The sequence below is a fragment of the Streptomyces sp. WAC03905 genome, from assembly GCF_057371075.1.
The window spans coordinates 48,875-67,770 of sequence record NZ_JBXYDZ010000004.1 but is presented as its reverse complement, the minus strand read 5'-3'; the positions used below and the strand labels follow the sequence as shown (position 1 = coordinate 67,770).

20 protein-coding genes and 8 pseudogenes are annotated in these 18,896 nt (G+C 65.9%); 13 read left to right on the top strand and 15 right to left on the bottom strand.

Annotated features, from left to right (window positions below; translation table 11 throughout):
* Positions 1–37 precede the first annotated feature (37 nt).
* A pseudogene (locus AC2RP6_RS37495) lies at positions 38–685 on the bottom strand (IS5 family transposase); the annotation flags it as partial.
* Between the two features lie 116 nt (positions 686–801).
* Here AC2RP6_RS37495 and AC2RP6_RS37490 point away from each other — a divergent pair.
* Positions 802–1,440: an SMI1/KNR4 family protein gene (locus tag AC2RP6_RS37490; protein ID WP_486450652.1), complete on the top strand. Its 639-nt coding sequence runs from the start codon at positions 802–804 to the stop codon at positions 1,438–1,440.
* A gap of 21 nt (positions 1,441–1,461) precedes the next feature.
* On the opposite strand, the pseudogene istB reads toward AC2RP6_RS37490, so the two are convergent.
* The 6 genes and pseudogenes from istB to AC2RP6_RS37460 form a co-directional block, all read right to left on the bottom strand.
* Positions 1,462–2,218 (bottom strand): annotated as a pseudogene (gene istB / locus AC2RP6_RS37485) (IS21-like element helper ATPase IstB).
* Positions 2,215–2,340: a hypothetical protein gene (locus AC2RP6_RS37480; RefSeq protein WP_486450712.1), complete on the bottom strand. Its 126-nt coding sequence runs from the start codon at positions 2,338–2,340 to the stop codon at positions 2,215–2,217. Before AC2RP6_RS37480 ends, istB begins: the two are co-directional and overlap by 4 nt.
* A gap of 174 nt (positions 2,341–2,514) precedes the next feature.
* A pseudogene (locus AC2RP6_RS37475) lies at positions 2,515–2,679 on the bottom strand (Mu transposase domain-containing protein); the annotation flags it as partial.
* Between the two features lie 79 nt (positions 2,680–2,758).
* Positions 2,759–3,571, bottom strand: a pseudogene (gene istA / locus AC2RP6_RS37470) (IS21 family transposase); the annotation flags it as partial.
* 317 nt (positions 3,572–3,888) lie between these two features.
* Complete coding sequence (locus AC2RP6_RS37465) at positions 3,889–4,350, bottom strand: ATP-binding protein (RefSeq protein WP_486450651.1); 462 nt, start codon at positions 4,348–4,350, stop codon at positions 3,889–3,891.
* Positions 4,351–4,649: 299 nt separating this feature from the next.
* Positions 4,650–5,484, bottom strand: a pseudogene (locus AC2RP6_RS37460) (IS5 family transposase).
* A 404-nt stretch (positions 5,485–5,888) separates the two neighbouring features.
* Here AC2RP6_RS37460 and AC2RP6_RS37455 point away from each other — a divergent pair.
* Positions 5,889–6,443, top strand: a complete 555-nt coding sequence (locus AC2RP6_RS37455; RefSeq protein WP_486450650.1) for a hypothetical protein — start codon at positions 5,889–5,891, stop codon at positions 6,441–6,443.
* Positions 6,444–6,494: 51 nt separating this feature from the next.
* Here AC2RP6_RS37455 and AC2RP6_RS37450 read toward each other — a convergent pair whose 3' ends face one another.
* The gene (locus AC2RP6_RS37450; RefSeq protein WP_486450649.1) at positions 6,495–6,797 is read right to left on the bottom strand and encodes a hypothetical protein; all 303 of its coding nucleotides are present in this window, start codon (positions 6,795–6,797) and stop codon (positions 6,495–6,497) included.
* Between the two features lie 712 nt (positions 6,798–7,509).
* Between AC2RP6_RS37450 and AC2RP6_RS37445 the strand changes: the two genes are divergently transcribed.
* Genes AC2RP6_RS37445 through AC2RP6_RS37435 form a run of 3 tightly spaced genes read left to right on the top strand, consistent with a single transcriptional unit; the run spans position 7,510 to position 8,170 of the window.
* The gene (locus AC2RP6_RS37445) at positions 7,510–7,776 is read left to right on the top strand and encodes a transposase (RefSeq protein WP_486450648.1); all 267 of its coding nucleotides are present in this window, start codon (positions 7,510–7,512) and stop codon (positions 7,774–7,776) included.
* On the top strand, positions 7,773–7,943 hold the full coding sequence (locus tag AC2RP6_RS37440) for a hypothetical protein (RefSeq protein WP_486450647.1): 171 nt from the start codon (positions 7,773–7,775) through the stop codon (positions 7,941–7,943). The genes AC2RP6_RS37445 and AC2RP6_RS37440 overlap by 4 nt, the downstream gene beginning before the upstream one ends.
* Positions 7,940–8,170, top strand: coding sequence for a hypothetical protein (locus AC2RP6_RS37435; protein ID WP_486450646.1), 231 nt, complete (start codon positions 7,940–7,942; stop codon positions 8,168–8,170). The genes AC2RP6_RS37440 and AC2RP6_RS37435 overlap by 4 nt, the downstream gene beginning before the upstream one ends.
* A 47-nt stretch (positions 8,171–8,217) precedes the next feature.
* On the opposite strand, the gene AC2RP6_RS37430 is transcribed toward AC2RP6_RS37435, so the two are convergent.
* Both AC2RP6_RS37430 and AC2RP6_RS37425 read right to left on the bottom strand, forming a co-directional pair.
* Positions 8,218–8,346: a hypothetical protein gene (locus AC2RP6_RS37430; RefSeq protein WP_486450645.1), complete on the bottom strand. Its 129-nt coding sequence runs from the start codon at positions 8,344–8,346 to the stop codon at positions 8,218–8,220.
* 448 nt (positions 8,347–8,794) lie between these two features.
* A complete protein-coding gene (locus AC2RP6_RS37425) occupies positions 8,795–9,187 on the bottom strand; it encodes a hypothetical protein (RefSeq protein WP_486450644.1) in 393 nt (130 codons plus the stop codon).
* A gap of 142 nt (positions 9,188–9,329) precedes the next feature.
* Here AC2RP6_RS37425 and AC2RP6_RS37420 point away from each other — a divergent pair, with 142 nt between their 5' ends.
* Complete coding sequence (locus tag AC2RP6_RS37420; RefSeq protein ID WP_486450643.1) at positions 9,330–9,581, top strand: hypothetical protein; 252 nt, start codon at positions 9,330–9,332, stop codon at positions 9,579–9,581.
* A 771-nt stretch (positions 9,582–10,352) separates the two neighbouring features.
* Here the strand turns inward: AC2RP6_RS37420 and AC2RP6_RS37415 are convergent.
* The 3 genes from AC2RP6_RS37415 to AC2RP6_RS37405 all read right to left on the bottom strand — a co-directional run bounded on the left by AC2RP6_RS37415 (position 10,353) and on the right by AC2RP6_RS37405 (position 13,080).
* Entirely contained in the window at positions 10,353–10,583 is a 231-nt protein-coding gene (locus AC2RP6_RS37415) for a hypothetical protein (RefSeq protein WP_486450642.1), read from the bottom strand.
* 261 nt (positions 10,584–10,844) lie between these two features.
* Positions 10,845–11,756: a glycosyltransferase family 2 protein gene (locus tag AC2RP6_RS37410; protein WP_486450641.1), complete on the bottom strand. Its 912-nt coding sequence runs from the start codon at positions 11,754–11,756 to the stop codon at positions 10,845–10,847.
* Positions 11,757–11,865: 109 nt separating this feature from the next.
* Positions 11,866–13,080 (bottom strand): hypothetical protein, encoded by a 1,215-nt coding sequence (locus tag AC2RP6_RS37405; RefSeq protein ID WP_486450640.1) that lies wholly within the window; start codon positions 13,078–13,080, stop codon positions 11,866–11,868.
* Positions 13,081–13,696: 616 nt separating this feature from the next.
* On the opposite strand from AC2RP6_RS37405, the gene AC2RP6_RS37400 reads away from it, so the two are divergent.
* The 3 genes from AC2RP6_RS37400 to AC2RP6_RS37390 are packed head-to-tail and all read left to right on the top strand — an operon-like array spanning position 13,697 to position 16,685.
* Positions 13,697–14,803: a bifunctional DNA primase/polymerase gene (locus AC2RP6_RS37400; protein ID WP_486450639.1), complete on the top strand. Its 1,107-nt coding sequence runs from the start codon at positions 13,697–13,699 to the stop codon at positions 14,801–14,803.
* Entirely contained in the window at positions 14,800–16,314 is a 1,515-nt protein-coding gene (locus tag AC2RP6_RS37395; protein WP_486450638.1) for a DNA primase family protein, read from the top strand. Before AC2RP6_RS37400 ends, AC2RP6_RS37395 begins: the two co-directional genes overlap by 4 nt.
* Positions 16,311–16,685, top strand: coding sequence for a DUF6009 family protein (locus AC2RP6_RS37390; protein ID WP_486450637.1), 375 nt, complete (start codon positions 16,311–16,313; stop codon positions 16,683–16,685). The genes AC2RP6_RS37395 and AC2RP6_RS37390 overlap by 4 nt, the downstream gene beginning before the upstream one ends.
* Before the next feature lie 278 nt (positions 16,686–16,963).
* On the opposite strand, the pseudogene AC2RP6_RS37385 reads toward AC2RP6_RS37390, so the two are convergent.
* A pseudogene (locus AC2RP6_RS37385) lies at positions 16,964–17,125 on the bottom strand (IS30 family transposase); the annotation flags it as partial.
* A gap of 66 nt (positions 17,126–17,191) precedes the next feature.
* Between AC2RP6_RS37385 and AC2RP6_RS37380 the strand changes: the two are divergent.
* From AC2RP6_RS37380 to AC2RP6_RS37370, 3 genes are read left to right on the top strand one after another with little or no spacing between them, the layout of a single operon-like run.
* Positions 17,192–17,371: an ArsR family transcriptional regulator gene (locus AC2RP6_RS37380; RefSeq protein ID WP_486450636.1), complete on the top strand. Its 180-nt coding sequence runs from the start codon at positions 17,192–17,194 to the stop codon at positions 17,369–17,371.
* Between the two features lie 49 nt (positions 17,372–17,420).
* Positions 17,421–17,576, top strand: a complete 156-nt coding sequence (locus AC2RP6_RS37375) for a hypothetical protein (protein ID WP_486450635.1) — start codon at positions 17,421–17,423, stop codon at positions 17,574–17,576.
* Positions 17,573–18,004, top strand: coding sequence for an SRPBCC family protein (locus tag AC2RP6_RS37370; protein ID WP_486450634.1), 432 nt, complete (start codon positions 17,573–17,575; stop codon positions 18,002–18,004). Before AC2RP6_RS37375 ends, AC2RP6_RS37370 begins: the two co-directional genes overlap by 4 nt.
* A gap of 358 nt (positions 18,005–18,362) precedes the next feature.
* Here AC2RP6_RS37370 and AC2RP6_RS37365 read toward each other — a convergent pair.
* Positions 18,363–18,455: pseudogene (locus AC2RP6_RS37365) on the bottom strand (IS5/IS1182 family transposase); the annotation flags it as partial.
* On the opposite strand from AC2RP6_RS37365, the pseudogene AC2RP6_RS37360 reads away from it, so the two are divergent.
* Positions 18,454–18,626, top strand: a pseudogene (locus tag AC2RP6_RS37360) (IS5/IS1182 family transposase); the annotation flags it as partial. The pseudogenes AC2RP6_RS37365 and AC2RP6_RS37360 sit on opposite strands and share 2 nt — an antisense overlap.
* Positions 18,627–18,896: the final 270 nt, after the last annotated feature.

Sequence of the window (18,896 nt, the reverse complement as noted above, 5' to 3'; positions counted from 1 at the left end):
TTTCGCAACAGGCCCTAGGGCGCGTATTGGGTCGTGATCAAAGGTCGGTCCGGGTGAGGTCTTTGATCCAGATCATGGCGGCACGGAGGCGGAGGCCTGCGAGGTAGCTGGCGGGGTTCTTGTCGTAGCGTGTGGCGATGCCTCGCCAGGCCTTCAGCTTGTTGATCAGGCGCTCGACGGTGTTGCGTTCCTTGTAGAGGTCGGTGTCGTGGGTGACTGGCCGGCCGCCCCTGCGGCCTTTGTTCTTCCGGTTGGCGGCCTGGTCCTTCTTCTCCGGGATGACTGCCTTGATCCCGCGTTTGCGCAGGTAGGAGCGGTTGTCGCGGGACGAGTAGGCCTTGTCCCCGGCGACCGCGCCGGGCCGGGTGCGCGGACGTCCGGCGGGCCCGCGGACCCGCACCTTCTTGAGCACGGGGATGAACTGGGGGCTGTCCGCGGCCTGCCCCGCGGTCAGGTCAGGGCCAGAGGCCGGCAGCGGCGGTCGGCAGCCAGGTGGATTTTGCTGGTCTGCCCGCCTCGCGATCGCCCGAGCAGAGCTGCTTTCAGACGGAGCTTGCGCCGTCGCCGGACGCGCCGTCGCTCGGCCCGGCCGGGATCCCCGGCGTTGCCGTGTCCGTCTTGTTCCGCCGTGTCGCCCCTTTTTTTGCCGGGCCGCCTCCGCCTCGAGGGCGGCCTTCTCCAGAGCTGTCCGCGTACTCGTCGGAGTGCTCAGGCAGGTACGGATGAACGTGCTCAGCTCGACGTTCGGCAACGCGGGGGCCTGGAGGATGTCGGGATGCCACGGAGTGCGAGAATCTGGCCGTGTCTGAGGAGTTGTCGCGCTGGTATCGAGGCCGCCTGGTCGTGGGGCCGTTCAGGCCGTTCGAGGTCGGTGAAGTGGAATGTCTCGAACGGGAGATCGGGCTGCCACTGCCGCTTTCCTATCGCTCGTTCCTGGAGGCGGCGGGCGGGGAGAGCCTCACGTACTCGGTCCGATTGCCGGCTTGTGCCCCGGAGCCGTTCCAGAGTTTCGACGACCTCTATCAGCTCGGCCGTGACGACGCTGGCGAATACGGCTGGGGCACCCTTCTGGGCGAGTACCGCCGCAGCCGTGAGGGGTGGCTCGCCCATGAGTTCCCACTGTCCGGCCTTCTTCCGATCGCCCGCAACGGCGGGAGCGACACCCTGTTCCTGGACCTGAACCCGGCGACGCATGACCAGCTCCATGCCTTCGTTCATGGCATCCCTCACCCGGGATACCTGTCGAAGGGGGTCTTCACCAAAGTCGCTCACGACTTCGACACCTACCTCGACAGCCTCGTCGTCGATCCGGACATCGCTGAAGACACCTGGGCCGATGTCGTCGGCAGTGACCCCACCGACCCTTGGCGGCGGACCGTCGAGGAATGGCTGCACAAGGAACTGCCGGGCTGGCGTGCTGAGCCGTGGGCAGCGGCCTGAGCGCCCGGGCTGGGCAATTGATCAAGCGACGTTGGTGTCACGTTCGATGGCAGCGAGCCGGTTCTTCAGCCGGTAGCTCGGACCGTTGATAGACACGACGTCGCAGTGGTGCAGGAGCCGGTCGAGGATGGCGGTGGCGAGGACTTCATCACCGAACACCCCCCCATTCGCTGAAGCTCTTGTTCGAGGTCAGGATGATCGAGCCCTTTTCGTAGCGCTTGGAGATCACCTGGAACACCAGGTTCGCCTCAGCCCGTTCCAGCGGCTGGTAGCCCACTTCATCGACGACCAGGACGCCTGGACGGAGGTAGGTGCGGAGCTTGCTGTTGAGGCGTCCGGCGGCCTCTGCGACCTTGAGCTGGCGGACCATGTCGTCGAGGGTCGTGAAGTAGACGGAGAACCCGGCCCGGCAGGCGGCGACCGAGAGAGCGACCGCGATGTGTGTCTTGCCCACCCCGGGCGGTCCCAGCAGGGCCGCGTTGCCCTTGGCCTCGACGAAGGCGAGGGTCGCCAGGTCCTTGATCTTGCGGGGATCGAGCTCGGGCTCGTACTCGTCGAGCGTTTTGTGGTGCGGCAGCTTGGACAACCGCAGGCCCTGGCGGAAGCGCCGGTCGTCACGAATGGCGAGTTCCTCGGCCAGGACCAGGTCGAGGAAGTCGAGGTAGCCCATCTTGGCCTCGTCCGCCCGGCCGGCGTACTGGTTCAGGCTCTCGGCCAGGTGGGGCAGGCCGAGCTTGGCGGCCGTGGTGCGGATTCGGGTGCTGACCAGCTCGCTCAACTGGGCTCCTCCGGCTTGGGGTGGGTGGTGAAGGGACGGGTCCCGGTCAGTTCGTCATAGACCGACAGAGGTCTGCGGCCGACCTCGACGCGGACCGCCGCGGCCCGGTTCAGGAGAGCCATCAGCGAGCCGGCCGTCTCCGCGCCGAGTGCGTCCTGATGACGGGGCCGCGGAGGAACTTCACCAGTAGTGGTCCGCCGATTCCGGCCGTCGGGAAGACCGTCCCAGTGCTTCTCGTCGACGACGCAGGCTCCGCGGCCGACAGCCCTGCGGTGAATGGCCAGCAGCGTCTCGCCGTTGGCGTCGGGAACGGTGGAATGCAGAGTGATCTGGGACTTTGTTGCCCTGACTTCCACCAGCTGACGCGGGCGGACCTTGCGGGCCGGCACCGAGTAGAGGTTCGCGTCGAAGGCGACCAGGCAGTCCTTGCCGACGTAGCGAAGGTGTCTCTGGGTGACCACGTAGGGTGTCGCCGGCAGGGGGCCTGAGGCCCATGTGGTCGCGGATCGCGCGGTGCCCGATGACTTCGCCGTGGGTGCCGTGGGACTTCGCCCGACGCAACGGCACCCAGGCGTTGAAGGCGGAGTCCAGCTCCTCGATGGAAGAGAAGGACCGTCCGGCCAGCACGTGGTCGCGGACGATCAGGACCTGCCGCTCGACGCGGCCTTTCCCGGTGGGGCGGTAGGCGGCCAGCACGTCGATGTCGAAGTCGTAGTGCCCGGCGAACCCGACCGCTTCCGGGTGCAGGGGAACGGCCTCACCTGGTGCGACGTGGCGTCGGACGACGGTCTTGGTGCGGTCGTAGACGATCGACATCGGCACCCCGCCGAAGTGGGCGAACGCTTGTCGGTGGTAGTCGAAGAAGGTGGCCAGGTCTTGGCTGGTGGTGAAGCAGCAGAACGGATCTCGCGAGTAGGACAAGGTCATGTGGAACGAGTAGACCTTCGGGATCCCGACGTGGGCGAGGATCTGCCCTTCGTCGCCCCAGTCGACTTGGGCCTGCGCTCCAGGCACGACCTCGAACCTGCGGTGCAGGCGGGCCAGCTCGCCCGGGCTGATGCCCAGTTCCTCTGCGATCCGCGGCCGGGCCTCCTGCATGTAGAGCTTGACCCGCTGGTAGGTGCCGGTGAAGCCGTACTCGGCGACCAGCCGCTCGTGAACCACGGCACCTTTGATCAGAATCTCGGACCGCAGCATCGCGTCGATCAGGGGCGCGACCTCGTCCACCTTCCGTCGACGGCCATGTCCGGGCGCAGCCCGACGAGGCGGGGCAACCGGGCCTTGGGAGGACAGGTACTTGCGGACCGTGCGGCGGTTGAGTCCGGTCTCCTTCGCGATCTCCGACAGGCTCATCGCCCCGGACTCGAACAGCCCGCGGAAGCGTCGAAGCTCCACCCATCGTTGCGGGTCCAAGACCACGGTCAGCCGCCCTCCGCCACCCTTCACAGGCCGGCAGCAGACTGCCCACGATCAACCCTCGGTACGTCAGCAAGTGGGCACGTTCATCCGTACGTGACTGGGCACGTTCACGTGTACGCCGACACCTAGCGGCTTGACATCCATAGGGGCATCAAAACCGCCGAGTCATATGAAGCAGCCGTCACCCTCGCGGCCATTTACATCTGGACCGCGAGGTGATCGGATGTGTCCAGGGTGGCAGGTGGTGGGTGTTATGCGGCGTCGAGGGTGGCCCAGTAGTCGATGAGGCCATCGGCGTCGCAGCCGGTGCCGACTTGGTCGGCGAGAGTAGTGATGATGTTCCCGCCCCGTCCGTGCTCGCCCTCGGGACGCTTGGCGGGCCAGCCGACCGCGGCGGTGGCGGGCTGGGGGCCGCCGTCACTGACGTGCACCCGCACCTGCATGAACTCGTCCGCGGCGGCGTGCAGCTGGAGGATGACGGGGGGCAGGGCGTAGACGATTGCGTTGGTGACCAGTTCGGAGATGATCAGCAGCGCGTCGTAGACCTGCTCCTCGTCCAATCCCCAGGATTCCAGCACGGGCTGGGCGGCGTGGCGGGCGGTGGCCGGGGCCAGCGGGCTGTGCTCGAGCGGCAGGCCGAAAACATACTCACCCGTCTCGGCGGCCCGCGGCAGGGTCTGCGGGTTAGTGGAGGAGATGGTGGTGGTCGTCATCAGGATCACTGCCTATCCAGTGGGGTGGGGCCGGGAGCCTTGCGTCCTCGTCTGCTGTTTCCATCACACGCCTCTGCAGCACAAAAACCCCGAGTAAGCAATACCCAAAGGCGAAGAAATCGGGCACCGGGTTTACGGGGTGGGCATATGTCGGGCTGCGAGCGCAGGCGGGGTGCGCCGCGCACGCTGGCAGTTCAGCGAAACGGGATGCTCTACATCTGGGGCAGGAGTCGGAGGCACAGCCGTTAGAGGGCGTTTCATCCTGTTGTTTGATCCCGGATTGCTGGGTTGATTGTGGTTCATGGGCCGCGCCAGGTCTGGGTGGATTCGGCGGTGAGTCTGCGGGTCACGAGGTTGATCATTGCGAGGTTGATCATGGCTTCGGAGCGGTGTGAGTGGGCTTCGTAGTCGCGGGCGAGGCGTCGGTGGTTCATGAGCCAGCCGGGTGTTCTCTCGACGGTCCAGCGTCGTGGGAGGACTGAAAATCCCCTGGTGGCGGGGTCACGGCGAACGATGCGCATGTCGATTCCGAGGGTTGCGGCGTGGTCGACGAGGTGTTGGCGGTAGCCGCCGTCGACCCAGGTCTTGCGGACGGTGGGATGCTCGGCGGCGACTCGTTCGATGAGGGTCTGGCCGGCGATCGAGCCCTGCACGCTCGCGGCGGTCACCAGGACTCCGAGGAGGAGGCCGACGGCCTCGGTGACGATGCTCCGTTTGCGGCCCACGATCTTCTTCCCTCCATCGATGCCTTGCTCGCAGGCGGGGACGTTTGGTGGACGTCTTGATGCTCTGGGAGTCGATGACGCAGGCGGTCGGTTTTCCTCCCAGCCTTTTCCTGCCTGCGGACTTGACGTCGCAGGAGGCTGTTGAGCTGGTCGAAGACGCCTTCTTCCTGCCGGCGGGCGAAGTAGGCGTAGACGGTGTTCTAGTGGTCGTGGGGCAGGTAGCGCCATGGGATGCCGGTCCGGGTCACTAAAGGCCCGCGTCCAGCAGGCTCCGCAGGTCGTGGTCCGGTGGCCGGCCGATGTCCAGGCCCCCGCCGCGGCGCTCGGACCGCCAGGCGGTGAGCACCGGCTCGACCGGCTCCCATCGGGCATCGGACAGATCGCTCGGGTATCGGCGGCGTTCAGGCATGATTCCGAGCTACCCAGCCGGCCCCCGCCGCTCGGGCCGGCGCCCGAAGCACAGGGCGCAAAGCCCGGCGCCTTGGGATGAAACAGGAGCAGGCAGACCAAGACGCCCGCCTGACAGCCACTCCCGCATCAGGAATCACACCAACCCCGGCAGCCCCAACCGCCCACAAGCTCATATCAGCACAAAAAGCTGCGATAGTGAGCTAAACACCATCTCAGAGGTCGTTTCCGAAGGCGGGTTTGGTAACTTGAGATACGGATCGGGTAAACGACAGGTCCACACCGGCTCTGCCAGGAGTTGGTTTTCGGAGCAGTTTTTGATTTGTGCGCGGTGATCCATACATGACATATACTTGCGGCGTCGCCACGTCGCCAAATGGTGAGTGGAAATTCGAGGAAGGGGTTATGCGATCGCGAACTGAATTGGACTGGCCTGTCGATCTTGATTTCTTTGAGCGGTGGACGTTTGCGAGATTCTTGAGTGATGGCGTCATAGCTCTCGGGTTCGAGACAGGTCAGCCCTGGGGCGAGTACGGATCCTACGGGAGCCGGCTCGGAGGAATTCAAGTTCTGCAGCTTTCAACAGAAGAGCCGCGCACTTGGGAACTAGTATCTCTCGAGTGTGAATATCGAGAGCATAAAGAAGAATTTATCCCCATGTCAGTGGCCTGGCATGAGCGAGGGGTCACGGCATGGGTGGTGGAGGATTTGCTGCGGGTGCAGGTGCTAGCCGGGCCCCGCCCCAAGGATAAGTGGATATGGCCGAACCCGCAAAACGATAGCGACTGGGGATTGGAATTCTCCTTTGAGTGCCCTGGGGATTGGGTTGATGTCACTCTCGACTCTGAAGGGGATGTCCTTACTGCGATCGGGGCGGGGGAGGTTTATTATTTCGACCTCAGGCGAAAAAAGCTTTCAAGGGATGGCTTCGAATGGCGGCCGCTTGATGCGCAAAAGTGAGACGGGGTGAAGAGCAGCAGTCGGCCGCGCGCCCAAAGCCCACAAGCCCGCTCAAGAGGTCGATGCCCCGGCGACCCGGGCGCGGGCGACACCACCAGCGAAGGCGAGCATGGCCAGCAGGAACGACCGGCCGCGCTCGGCCGACCCCTCCCCCAGCAGCCGATCGGTGGTCGCCGCGCTCTGTAGTTCCATCACCGCCACCGTAGTCGCATCCGCCTGCACCCCCAGGGCGCCAATCTCAGCCTGCTGATCCTGGCTCTTGCGGGAGCGATTGGTCAGCCACGCCGCGCGGACGGCGATGAAGGCCCCCGAGACGAGCGTGCTGGCCAACTCGATCAACTTGTCGATCCCCACAGGCTGACCGCGCGCCGGCCCCGGCGTCCGGGCGGCGTCCGGCCGTTTCGCACCTGACGCACACCCCGCACCCTCCTGTTGCCGATCAAGAGCAGAGGCGGCGGTCGGAACGCCGTGAGGCCCTGCCCCGCGCTGCTGCACCGATGCACATGCGTATCCGCAGGGAACGGAGTTCATCTACGCGCCAACATGCACAACGCCGACGGTCCCTACAGGAAGAGGTTGCTGACCTGGTTGAAAGGCATGGGTTACGCCACCCCGCGCGCCGGATGGAGCCTGGGGAGTCCTGGACCGCGCCGCCCGCCTGCCCCCGCTGTAGGCAGCCGCGAGACGCGAAGCCCCCTGGCGAGCGATGGCACGAAGGTTAAAATCCTGGTCATTTCCGGTTGCCCGCACCGACAGCTGGCCGAGACACGGTTGTGTCGGGTGCTGGAGGAGGCCGGGCTCGATTCCACCGGCGTCATCCCCCGCGTGATCGTCGACGAAGCGCAGGCCGAGGACATCGGGTTCACCGGATCTCCGATGATTCGGATCGATGGCTACGACTGGTTCGCCACGTCCGTCAGCGCCGGCCCGTCGCTGTCCTGCCGGACCTATGACACCGCTGACACCGCCCTCGGCCCGGCAGAAGTACCGGATTGGGGTTGGTTCGGTTTGACGGACATCCGAGATCTGGGCTCGCGCCCGGGGAGGGGTGTCCATGATGGAGAACATGCCGAAGAAGGAGCCGCGGCCCAGGCGGCAGTTCACGGCCGATTTCAAGGCCGAGATCGTGGAGTTGTGTCTGCGGGGTGACCGGTTGGTGCCCGAGGTGGTCAAGGACTTCGACCTGACCGAGACCGCCGTGCGGTTGTGGCTTGCCCAGGCCGACGAAAGCCATCAGCACAAGACCCTCGAGCGTGACGAACGCGCCGAGCTGGCAGAGTTGCGGTGCGGCGGGTGCATCCCCGGGCAGGCTGTGGGGAAAATAAGCGCATGATCTACACCTTTCATCAAACCAAGGGCACCCCCGTCCTGGGCGCCCTCCCCGGGCAGGACGGCCACTTCGGACGTCGGCCTGCACCCGGCGAGGACGACGACACCGACGCGGACACCGAGGAGCCCCTCGCCGCGGTGCCCGCCCCCAGAGACGGGAGCGAGCGGTGACGCTGTGGCGGCAGGTCCTGACCGCGCTCAACGACCCTGCCCTCGATGACGCCACACGTGAGCAGATTGTCGCGCGCGGCGCCGCCCAGCTCGCCGCCCGCCGCGTACCCGAAAGCCGGCAGGCCACCCCCGACGAAGTGATGACGGTCGCGTTCGAGGAGTTCGCCCTGCTCCTCGACGCAGACCAAGCACGCGCCGCCCTGCGCGACGTCAGCCACCACGGGTAACTGCGGTCGGGGAGGCGTTGAACCCGGCGTGCGACCGACGATGAGACTCAGGCTTGTTTGGCGAGGAAGGCCCGAATGTCAGCCGGGCGATGCCCGACCCCGATGGCGACACCGTCGTAGCGCACCCGACGCCACCCCTGCGCGTCCGGCGGGTAGACGATCAGCTTGGCGGTCATGCGCCCAGCCAGCGCGACGCCCACCCGCGCGGGACCCGCCCGGCACCAGAACGGGTATGGCCCCTGACCGCCGCAGACCGCGACACCGGGTGCTGGGCAAGCCCCTCGGGACCTGGGCAAGCCGCCGTTCGGGACAGCTTGCCCAGGCTCCCCTCCCCTTGGGCTTGCTCAGCCGCTCAGGCTTGCCCAACGAACGGCTCCCATAGCCGGCCACCAGTTCGGGGTGAGTGTGCTGGGGCTGGGGCCAGTGCGTGCCACAGGCCGCCCGGCAGATTCTGGGGCGGGGTCTCTTCGCTGCTGCATCTCATGGTCTTTGTCTAGGCCAGGACACCGGCGAACAGCCGGGGTCGGCTGCGTCTTCCCGTACGGCAGCGCCATGACTTCACGGCCTGTCCCGCCGGGGCGGGGCGGTCATGCCCCGGCCCCGGCGGAGGCGGCTTGCCCAAGTTCAGGTCCGGCGGCGGAACCAGCTATGGCCCCGGTCTGGCTCGGGGTCGTCCTCCGGGTCCGGCAGTGCGGCGGCATGGAGAGGGGAGGCTTCGGCGGCGGCCTCCGTGCGGGCGACGTCACCGGCGTGGCAGGTGCCGCACTCGGACTTGTCCCCGGGCCCGCACGGCGGTCCCGGTGCACTCCTCCCAGCGTTCGTCGGTAAACTTCCCTCTACACCGCATGCACATCGGGCCGCTGTCTGCTCGTCCTTGCGCCCCAGCCGTCGCCAGCGGCGGCCGGCCTCCTTGCGCAGGGCGACCGTGTTGTCGACCTTCGCCTCGGTGGTGTCCGCGAACCCGAACGCCACCGGAACCAGGCCCTCCCGGCCGTCGGCGGATAGACCCGACGCCACAGCCGCCTCTCATGGTGGACCGTCTCGATCGCGTCCGGGCGGGAGCGGACCAGGTCCACAGTGTGCTTTTCCGCGTCCTTCGCTGTCAGCCGACCCCCACTCCCAGTACCGGCGCAGCTTCTCGACCAGGTCGTGGGCGTCCTTGCTTCGGCGGTCGATCTCCAGGAGCATCACCGGCACGCACCCCGGCCACCGGCGCCCGCACCACCAGGCCAGCCTGCTGCACGTAACCGTCGCCGAGGTGATGGCCGATCCTAGTCTGGAAGCCGAGCTGGCGGCCGATCCCGGCCTGGTAGAGTTCGGCGGCCGTCGAGGTGACTGCCGCGGCGTGGTCGTCGTAGCTGGCACCGAGGAGCTTCCCGGTGACTGGGTCGTACTTCTTCTCGCGCAGTGACGAGACCCGTATGCCCTTCGGCTCCAGCAGCTGCTTCGCCTCGCCGTGGCCTCGCTTGGTCTACACCCACACCTACCGCTGGTCGCCCCGGACCGTTTCGATCCTCACCAGCTGGTGGTCCTCCAAATCCAGCAGGTTGTCCCGTACGAGCTTGTCGTACCGGTTGCCGGGGCGGGTCAGCTTCCACAGCTGATCGGGCGTAGCTCTCTGGAGATGCCCAGCGCCAGCGCTTGCAGCAGTTCCCGGCGTCGAGGCCCAGTCGAAGTCCTCCGGTGCTCAGGACTCCGTTGTGCAAGAGGGTTGTCAGACCTGCGACGACCCCCTTGCGTGGGATCTGACCTGTGGAAAAGCCCGGATCTTGGCGTCGGGGCGCGGAGGGGGTGATGGAGCGGTCCACGGAGGGGGCCTTTATGGCCTGGTCAAGGGCTGCGCGGGCTCGTCTGCGGTGCTCGCCACAGGGCGCTTTTGAAGGGGTGGGGCGGGCCTATCCCGCCATTCACCTTCTACAGATGTGACGACGGTCTTCAAGAACTTCTCCGCTGTGACCGCATCGTGATCAACCGCAGGAGTTTTCCCCCTCAGCGGCTGGACTCTGTCCACAGGTCCCCTATTGAAGGCTCCTCTTGAGGCCGTCGCGATCAGCGGGGCGGCCCGTTGTTGTGGAGGAGCTGTCATGCCTGAGAACACCGACACCACTGCGCTCGCTCCGATGACCCCGCACGCGGTGGTGAGCGCCTTCAACTACCTCCGGGCGATCGAAGCCGACGGCACTCAGGCCGCCGGGGAGTTCGCCGATGCCGAGCCGCAGAGCTCATGCAGGTCGCGGAACGCATCGTCATTCCGGTCACAACCCTGGCGAACCACGAACGGGAGGACGTGCCGTGCGATGACTCGTTCACGCTCTTCAAGCCGGGGCTCTGCTTTCTGGCCACCCTGCGGTCCCGGTACGAGCAGGCCGGCACCGACGAGGCCGCGGGCATCGCTCGCCAGCCGTTTCGCCATGCAAGTCCTCACCGAGAGCCACCGAGGGCGTGGCCGACATCCTGAGCCAACTCAATGCCGTCGCCCTCGGGCCAGGCGATGGAAGCCCACCCCGGCGCCGGCCGGTGCGCACCCGGTGTGCTTAACCATCGTGTAGCGCGCACCACCCAATATCGGTTGTGCGCATCGTGCGCACACCACCGACGGCTACGGCTAATCGGATCAGACCCGGACCAGGGGTGAGCGATCTGCCGCCCCGATGTCCTCCATAGCCCAAAACCCTTATGGGCGCGGTTCCTCATCTGTGTCGCGGGCGACGGCGTAGGTGGGCCGGTCCTGGACGGCCGTGTAGATACGGGCAATGTACTCGCCGAGCAGACCCAGGCAAAAGAGCTGTACGGCGCCGAAGAACAGCACCGCGATGATCAGGGAAGTCCAGCCGGGCAGGGTCCGGCCCAGGGCGTAGACGGTGATGGTCCACACGAGGAACGCGAAGCAGGCGGCGAGGCTGATGGCGCCGACGGCGGTGGCCAGGCGCAGCGGGGCGGCGGAGAAGCTGGTGATGCCGTCCAGAGCTAGCAAGACCATCCTGCGTACGGGGTACTTGGTGGTGCCGGCGACTCGTTCCTCGCGCCGGTAGCTGACCTGTCCACTTGGAAAGCCCAACCAGGGGATGAGCAACCGGTAGACCTGCCGCTGGTTGGGCAGGGCCTTGAGGCTTTCGACGACCGGCCGGGTCAGCAGACGGAAGTCGCCGGCCTGGGCGGGGACGTGGGCCCCGACCAGGTGGCGTACGAGCCAGTAGTATGCGGCGGCGGTCCGGCGCTTGAACACGCTGTCAGTGGAGCGGTCGACCCGGACTCCATAGACGATGTCCAGGGCGTCCGACCGGGCGAGGGCCAGCATCTTGGGGATGACCTCCGGCGGGTCCTGGAGGTCGGCGTCTATGCTGACCACATAGCCGCCGCAAGCCCGGTGCAGCCCGGCGGTGAGCGCCGCCTGGTGGCCGCTGTTGCGCCTCAGGGTCACGACGCGCAGCTGGGGCCAGCGGGCCCGCAGGTCCACCAGCATTCGGGCGGTCGCGTCGGTCGAGCCGTCGTCGACGGCCACGACCTCGTACGGTTCACCACACCCGTCCAGGGTCCTCCGGAGCCGCGCGGTCAACGCGGGCAGGGCCTCCTCCTCATTGAACATAGGGACGATGATCGACAACGTGAGCGGTTCGCGGTGTGGGTAGTCGTGCACAGCAGCCAGCATGCGGGAGCCACCGGACCGCGGCACGTTGTAGGCAGGTCGTGCGAGTTCAGACCAGCATGCCGGAGAAGAACATCGCCCCCAGCAGGGCGTACTGGGCGACGCACAGGGCCAACAGCACCGCCTGGACCCAGCGGGGCGTGCGCGCGATCAGGACAAGCCCGACGAACATTTGGGCGTGGTTGCGATACCAGGACATCTGCGCGCCGGCGACGAACGGGATGAGGAAGACGCCGACCGGCAGGACCAGAGCGGCCCATTGCTCGGCCTCCAGACGGCGGTTCTGGACGAGCTGGGCGACAGCCGCTGCCACGACGAGCAGGACGTAGAGAATGTTCAGCCAGAGCTGGGTATGGTGCGCGGCCTGGGCCTGCTCCACCAGCCAGGGCAGGACACCCTTGGGCCGGTACCACGCGCTGAACGGGACGTCGTAGGCCTTGGCGATCGCGGAGAAGGGCTCGTGCAGGCCGCCCTGCTTGTAGCTGGACTCTTGGATGATCTCGTACGCGTCCCACCTGCCGGTGGCCTGCCACATCAGCCATTTGGCCCACAACGCGCCGCAGCTGGCGATGACCGCGGCTCCCACACCTTTGGCGCATCGTACCGGCCAGGGGTCTTTCCGCCAGGCGAAGAGCACGCTGGCTAGCAGCATGCCGACGGTGACCGCGCCGACGAGATGGCAGGCGGTGGCCACGAACCCGCTGGCAGAGGCGACGGACCAGGACCCGCGTCTGACGCCGACCACGCAGACAAGCAGGGCCAGGGTGCCGGTGGCGATGGGGAAGATGGCGTGGAAGTAGATCCCGCCGGGGAAAACAATCCCAATGGCGAGTGTGAGGCCGGTGGCCCAGGTGAGCCTGCCGCCGAGCAGCCACCACAGCGCGGCAAACATGCTGAACAGGGCCACCTCGGTGACGACGACGGCGGCCGTCTCGTACAACAGTCCGGTTGTGGAGGCAGTGCGGACGATCATCGGGTAGCCGGGGAACCAGGCGACGTTCCCGCACATTACGTTGGGGAAGTCCGTGTAACGCTCCCGGCACCAGAACATCTCGTAGCCAGTTCTGGCGATCGACAGATAGTGCTCGGAGTCCCAGCGCCGGCGCCCGGCCGTGGACCAGTAGTCCACCCTGGAGCCATCAGCAGCGACGGACGCCTTGGCGATAATCCAGGTCATCAGGTTCGACATGAGCCAAGCAATGGCCGGGGGCAGCAGGACCCGACGCCGGTCACGGCAGCATACGGACGCGAACGCTTCAATCATCGCCTCACTCTGTCTAAACAGTCGTCCCGCGTTTCGCTTCGGTCGCTCGCGAAGAGGCGCAGGTCAGCCTTGGGGACAGTGACTCTAGCGATTCACGTTTGTAAGGACCTTTACGACGTGTACCAGCTGGGTTTCTGGTCGGGCCTCCGGCGGGGCTCGGCCGCATAGCGGTTCTCGGGTGCTGGCCTGCCGCAGGTCCATCCGCCCTTCGGAGCGGAGCGACCGAGTAGAGTTTGAGTCGCTGGCTTGAGTCGCTTGGGAAACATGCAGGTCAAATGGCGTGTCAGGCCCTTAGGGAGCGACTGAAGCGACTGAACTTTCTATATATGAGGACATCCCGCATGTGCGCGTCTGCGTCATATATAGGACGCTTCAGTCGCTTCAGTCGCTGATTGTGTTTCTTTAGGGCTGTGAGCTGCGGTTTTGTAGCAGCGACTCAACAGCGGCTGAAGCGCTTTGGTCCCTGCTCCCTCTGCTCTGGTCGCTGATGGCCGTTCCTCATATGCCAAGCCGACACGCAGGGCAAACTGCCCCGATACACTGCGCACGGTTCCCGGTCGACTTCGCTAGGCTGTGTTCGTTGTTGAGTCGCTTCGGTCGCTGTAAGGGGAAGTACATGCCTTCTGAGCTGCGGTTTTCTCGCAGCGACTCAGGGCAGTCCGCCCCTGACCGCTTAGCCGCTGGTCTGCGGATCGCGCGATGGTGTGCGAGCAATGGCTGGCCCGTTCACCCGCTCGCGCCTGGCAGGAAGACCCCCGCCGCCAACTGCCAGGACTGCACCCGCCCCGGCCACACCCACACCAACTGCCCGTGCCTTGCCGCTAGCCGCTGGTGTCACAGCTTCCATGCCGCCACTCTGGACTACGCGCGCATCGATCAGTGGTGGACCCACACCCCCCACCTCGGTGTGGGGGTGGCCTGCGGTCCCGCAGACTTGGTTGTCATCGATATTGACGCACATGAACACGAACTCCCCGCAAGAGGCCGTTTGCTTCCAGGGATCGACGTCGGGGAAACCGTCGACCTAAGAGGTCTCCGTACCGGCTTCCACTCACTTGCTGTACTGGCCGCTCTCCGCGGTGAGACGTCCCCGGCCGACGATGACACGACACTTCGTGTGCGTACCCCCTCGGGAGGCCTGCACGTCTGGTACCGGGCGACCGACGGACGACAGTGGCAGTGCTCTGTGGGAACTGGAAGGAACAGGGCGTTGGCCTGGCAGGTTGACGTCCGTGCGCACGGCGGGTATATCGTCGCCCCTGGAATCACGACTCCTGCAGGCACCTACAAACCTCTGGGCAAGACACGCCAGCCCGCGCCGCTGCCCGCATGGCTTGCTCAAGAACTGCAGCGGACCGGTCATCTGCCAGCCCCACACATTCCCGCCCCACGACCCGTGCCACCACGTGCGCGCCAGGCAGTCCTCGCAGCCGGCGGCGGCCGGGACAAGGCTGCCCAACTTCTGACCGCTCTCCTTACCGACGTTGCAGCCTGCGCTCAGCTCGCCGAAGGCGCCGGTTTCACAGAAAAGCTCAACAAAGCTGCCTACACGCTGGGAGGGCTCGTTACCGCTGGTCACCTCACGGACTCAGAAGTTCTCGAGGCTCTCCAGGAGGCCGCCGCGGCAGCCCGCCCCGGTCAGGAGTACCGCTCGGCTCAGATCATCCGTAGCGGCATGGCCGCCGGCGCACAGCGCCCCCTGCATCTTGGAGGCCGCCGGTGAGCCCCGCCCCCGGAACCGACGGTTTCCTTTTCGACTTCGACCCTGAAGCGGTTGCTGCGCAGATCCTCGCTCAAGCGCCGCCGCCGCTCCCCAGCCAGGCCGGCGAGCAGGCGCACCTGGACCATGCGACTCCCGCCGGGCTTCTCCCTGACACCCTCAGCGACCGTGGTAACGCCAAGTTATTCGTGCGCCTTTACGCGGGTGACTACCGGCACGTCCCCGGACTGGGTTGGTACAGGTGGGACACCACCCGATGGCAGGCTGACGAGGATGACACCGTCATCTGGGCTGCCGGTGACCTTGCAGAAGCTCTCGCCACAACCGACCCCCGAGGTATCCACAGCAACCAAGCACTGCAGAAACACCGCCGTAGGGCACTGAGCACCTCAGGCATGAGCGCAATGCTGTCGCAGGCCAAATCAGCCCCGGGCATGGTGCTGCGTGCCGAACTCCTCGATGCCGACCCCTACGCCCTGTCCACACCCGCCGGCATCGTCGACCTTCACACCGGACTCATCAGGTCGCCCGAACCCGACAAGGACTTCCACTCCCGCTCCACGTCCACCGGACCCAAGCAGCAACCCACCCCCCGCTGGGAACGCTTCCTCACCGACACTTTCGGAGCTGACGCCGAAGGCCGAGAGATGATCGACTTCCTCCATCTCCTTCTCGGCTACTCCATCACCGGAGATGTCGGTGCCCAAGTCATGCCTTTCCTGTTCGGCCTAGGCAAGAACGGTAAGTCCGTCCTCCTCGACGTCCTCATGAAGCTCCTTGGCGACTACGCCGACGCTGCTCCGCCAGGATTTCTGATGGCCCGCACATTCGACGGCCACCCCACCGAACTCGCAGAACTGCACGGTCGACGGGTTATCGTCTGCTCGGAAGTCAAACCGGGCGACAAATTTGACGAAGCCCGCGTCAAGCTCCTTACCGGCGGCGACCGGATCAAGGCCCGCCGGATGCGCCAGGACTTCTTCTCCTTCGCACCCACCCACAAGCTCTGGCTTATCGGCAACCACCGCCCAGAGGTCGGAACCGGCGGCTTCGCCTTCTGGCGCCGAATGCGGCTCGTTCCCTTCGAGAAGACCGTCTCCGACGATCGAAAGATCGACAATCTCGCTGACATCCTCGTCACCGAAGAAGGTCCCGGCATCCTTGCCTGGCTCATCGATGGCGCACGCCGCTACCTGGCCGGTGAGAAGGACCTCACCGGACCAGCTCCCGTCCGCATCGCCACCACCGCCTACGCGGAGACTGAAGACCACACAGGCCGCTTCTTCGAGGAATGCTGCACCTTTCATACCGACCACCGTGCCGAGCAAGCCCGCCTCTACAACGTCTACCGCACCTGGTGCCAGAATGAAGGAGCGCCCACCATCTCCTCCCGAGCCTTCGCGGCCCGGGCACGCGAGCTTGTAGGCCTCGCCTCGCCCAAAGAAATGATTTTGTCCAACTCCAAAAAGTACTACCCCGGCATCGGGCTGCTCGCAGAGGAGGAGAACGCATGAGCTCGCTCATCTCCGACGACGAGATCCACCACGAAGTCGACCTCATCTGGCTCGAAGACGTCTCAGGACTCGACTACGTACGCCAGTCCCTCGACCGGCTCCCTACTCGCCGGGGCAAACCGGCCTACCACCGCGACGGACGCCTGGTGGGCTACGCACAATTGGGACCACAGGCGAAGCCTTCCCGCTCCAGCGGAACCTTCCGCCGCCGTGTCTTCTGGCTCCTGCCCCACGACCGCGACACAGTCCCGGACGGTCTCTACGCCTCTGGAGCTCCGGCAGAGGCTGTGGATCCCACCACGCTGACAGCCGGGAGCAAAGGCAGGAAGACAGAACGGTCGGAACGCCCCATACAGGGAGCCGATATCTGACCCCTGCGAATCCGGGACCAATGTCTGCAGTTCGGTCGCTTCGGTCGCTGAGTGTTATCCAACAAGGCTCTGAGCTGCAGCTTCTTCCAAGTGATGAAAGCATGACGACGAACCTCTCTCAGTCGCTGCCGAAGACGGGGTGCCGTTAACGATCGTGTTATCAACCCCAGATGGAGATGATCTTGCCCTGGTGGGCCCAAGGAGGGGTTTCGGGACGCTGGACCGCTGACCCGATCAAGTGCTGGCCAGGTAGTCAGTGTCGAAAAACGATGGCGAACTCAAGCGGTCAGCGCATCACTGCTGTTCAGAAGGTCAGCGTAGACCTCTGCTGGCGTCCGGTACCCGTGGGTCTTGCAAGGCCGGTGGTTGAGCTCGTGGGCGTTAGCGTCCAGGTCGTCCTGGCTGAACGTGCCGAGATCCGCACGCTTGGGCAGGTACTGACTGCCGTCGTAGCCACCCAGCGATCTCTTCGGGTGACCAGCACAGAGCCAGCTTGGCCTCCACCAGTGCGCGAAGAGCAGGCCGTTGGGCGAGTTTGGCCTGCTTGGGGGGCACCCGATATCGATGCGACGCTGACGGCTCTGGCCGACCCCACCAGGCGCAGCATCGTCGAGCTGCTGCAGGAACGGCCACGCCGGGTCGGCGAAATCGTCGACTCCTTCGATATGACCCGCACCCGCCGTTAGCCGACACCTGCGGATCCTCCGCTGCAACGGGCTCGTGCAGGAACACGGCGTGGACGAGGATGCCCGCATCCGCGTCCACCAACTCCGGCACGAGCGCTTCCTCGCCCTGCAGGCCTGGTTGGACCAGGTCCAGGCGTTCTGGAACGACCAGCTCGGCGCCTTCAAGGAGCACGCCGAGCGCCTGAGCAAAGAAAGACTTGAGTGAGCACCACCGTAACCGCCACCCCCTCCATCGAGGTGGCCGTGGACCCTGACACTGCCTTCACCGTCTTCACCGCCGACATCGGTGCCTGGTGGAAGCGCGGCACCCCCTACTGGAACGATGCCGAACGCGGCTATGAGCTGAGGTTCGAACCGAAGGCCGGCGGCCGCCTCATCGAGGTCCACGATCCGGACAGCGGCGAGGGATTCGAGATCGGCCGGGTGCTAGTCGGAGAGTCCGGACACCGCGTGGGCCCCCCGGGTGACCGTCGAGCACGGCGGCTGGGACCGCGTCCCGTCCGCAGGGCCAGGCCTGCCTGCCGGCTACAGCCACGGCTGGGGCGAACTCCTCGGCTTCTACGCCGAGAAGGCGGGGACGCGCTTATGTTTGTCCACCTCGCGATCCATCACCCCAAGCCAGTACAGCGATGACCTATTCGGATCTCCTCTGCGGCCCGTTTGCGAGACGTCAGCCCATCGGGGAGTCTGTGCCGCTGAGGTCCTGGCGGGAGCCGAGATTGAGTCTCACCTCGCCGTAGGGGCGGACGTGGCCCCAGAACAGCGGCGCGAGACTACGGCGGTCGGCCGGGCCCAGCAGGCCGGACCACTCGGGTTCGGCGCGGACGGCCTGGCATGAGGGTGTTGACGTGGACCAGGGATGCCTGGACGATCCGCAGGCAGAGCGCGGCCATCTCGACCCTTCACGCTGGTTAGTGGAGACCTCTCTGCTCGTGCCGTAGTAGATCAGCGCGTTCGCTTGGTTCCACGCCTACACCACGTTGAGATCCTGCAGTGCGGGCGAGATCCAAAGCAGCTTGCCCGCTGGATCTGCCACGGCCTGCACGGTCACGCCGTGCCGGCGGTACCTGGCCGAGTAGTCGGAGCTCACCCCCACCCAGCGGACGATCAACCGAGCCTGTCGGCAGCACGGGCACCGGTCGACCAAAGCATCGCGCGACTGAAATCCCGGCGGATCTTCCGCCGGGCCCGGTGCAGCCCGAGCAGCCTCTCGTCAATCGCAGCCGACATCCTCACCCTGGAGCGGCAGCGCTGAAAACGCTCACTGCTGGAAGCCGGGCACAGCCGTCGCGCGGTCCAGCGGCAGCTCGCCATGACCTGGTAGACCGTCAAACAGCTCGCCGAGGCCAAGGTTCCGGAGAAGCGCACTTCCCCCTCCGACCGGTAGTCGCTCGGCAGCTATCACGCCGGTAAGGACTGAGCACCGCCAGATCGCCCGTCTTAAGGGTTTAGTGATTTGGTTGTGAGTTGATTCGGCAGCACGTGAGTTGCTTTGCGTACCAATTCGCGGGTTTGGCTGACGGGC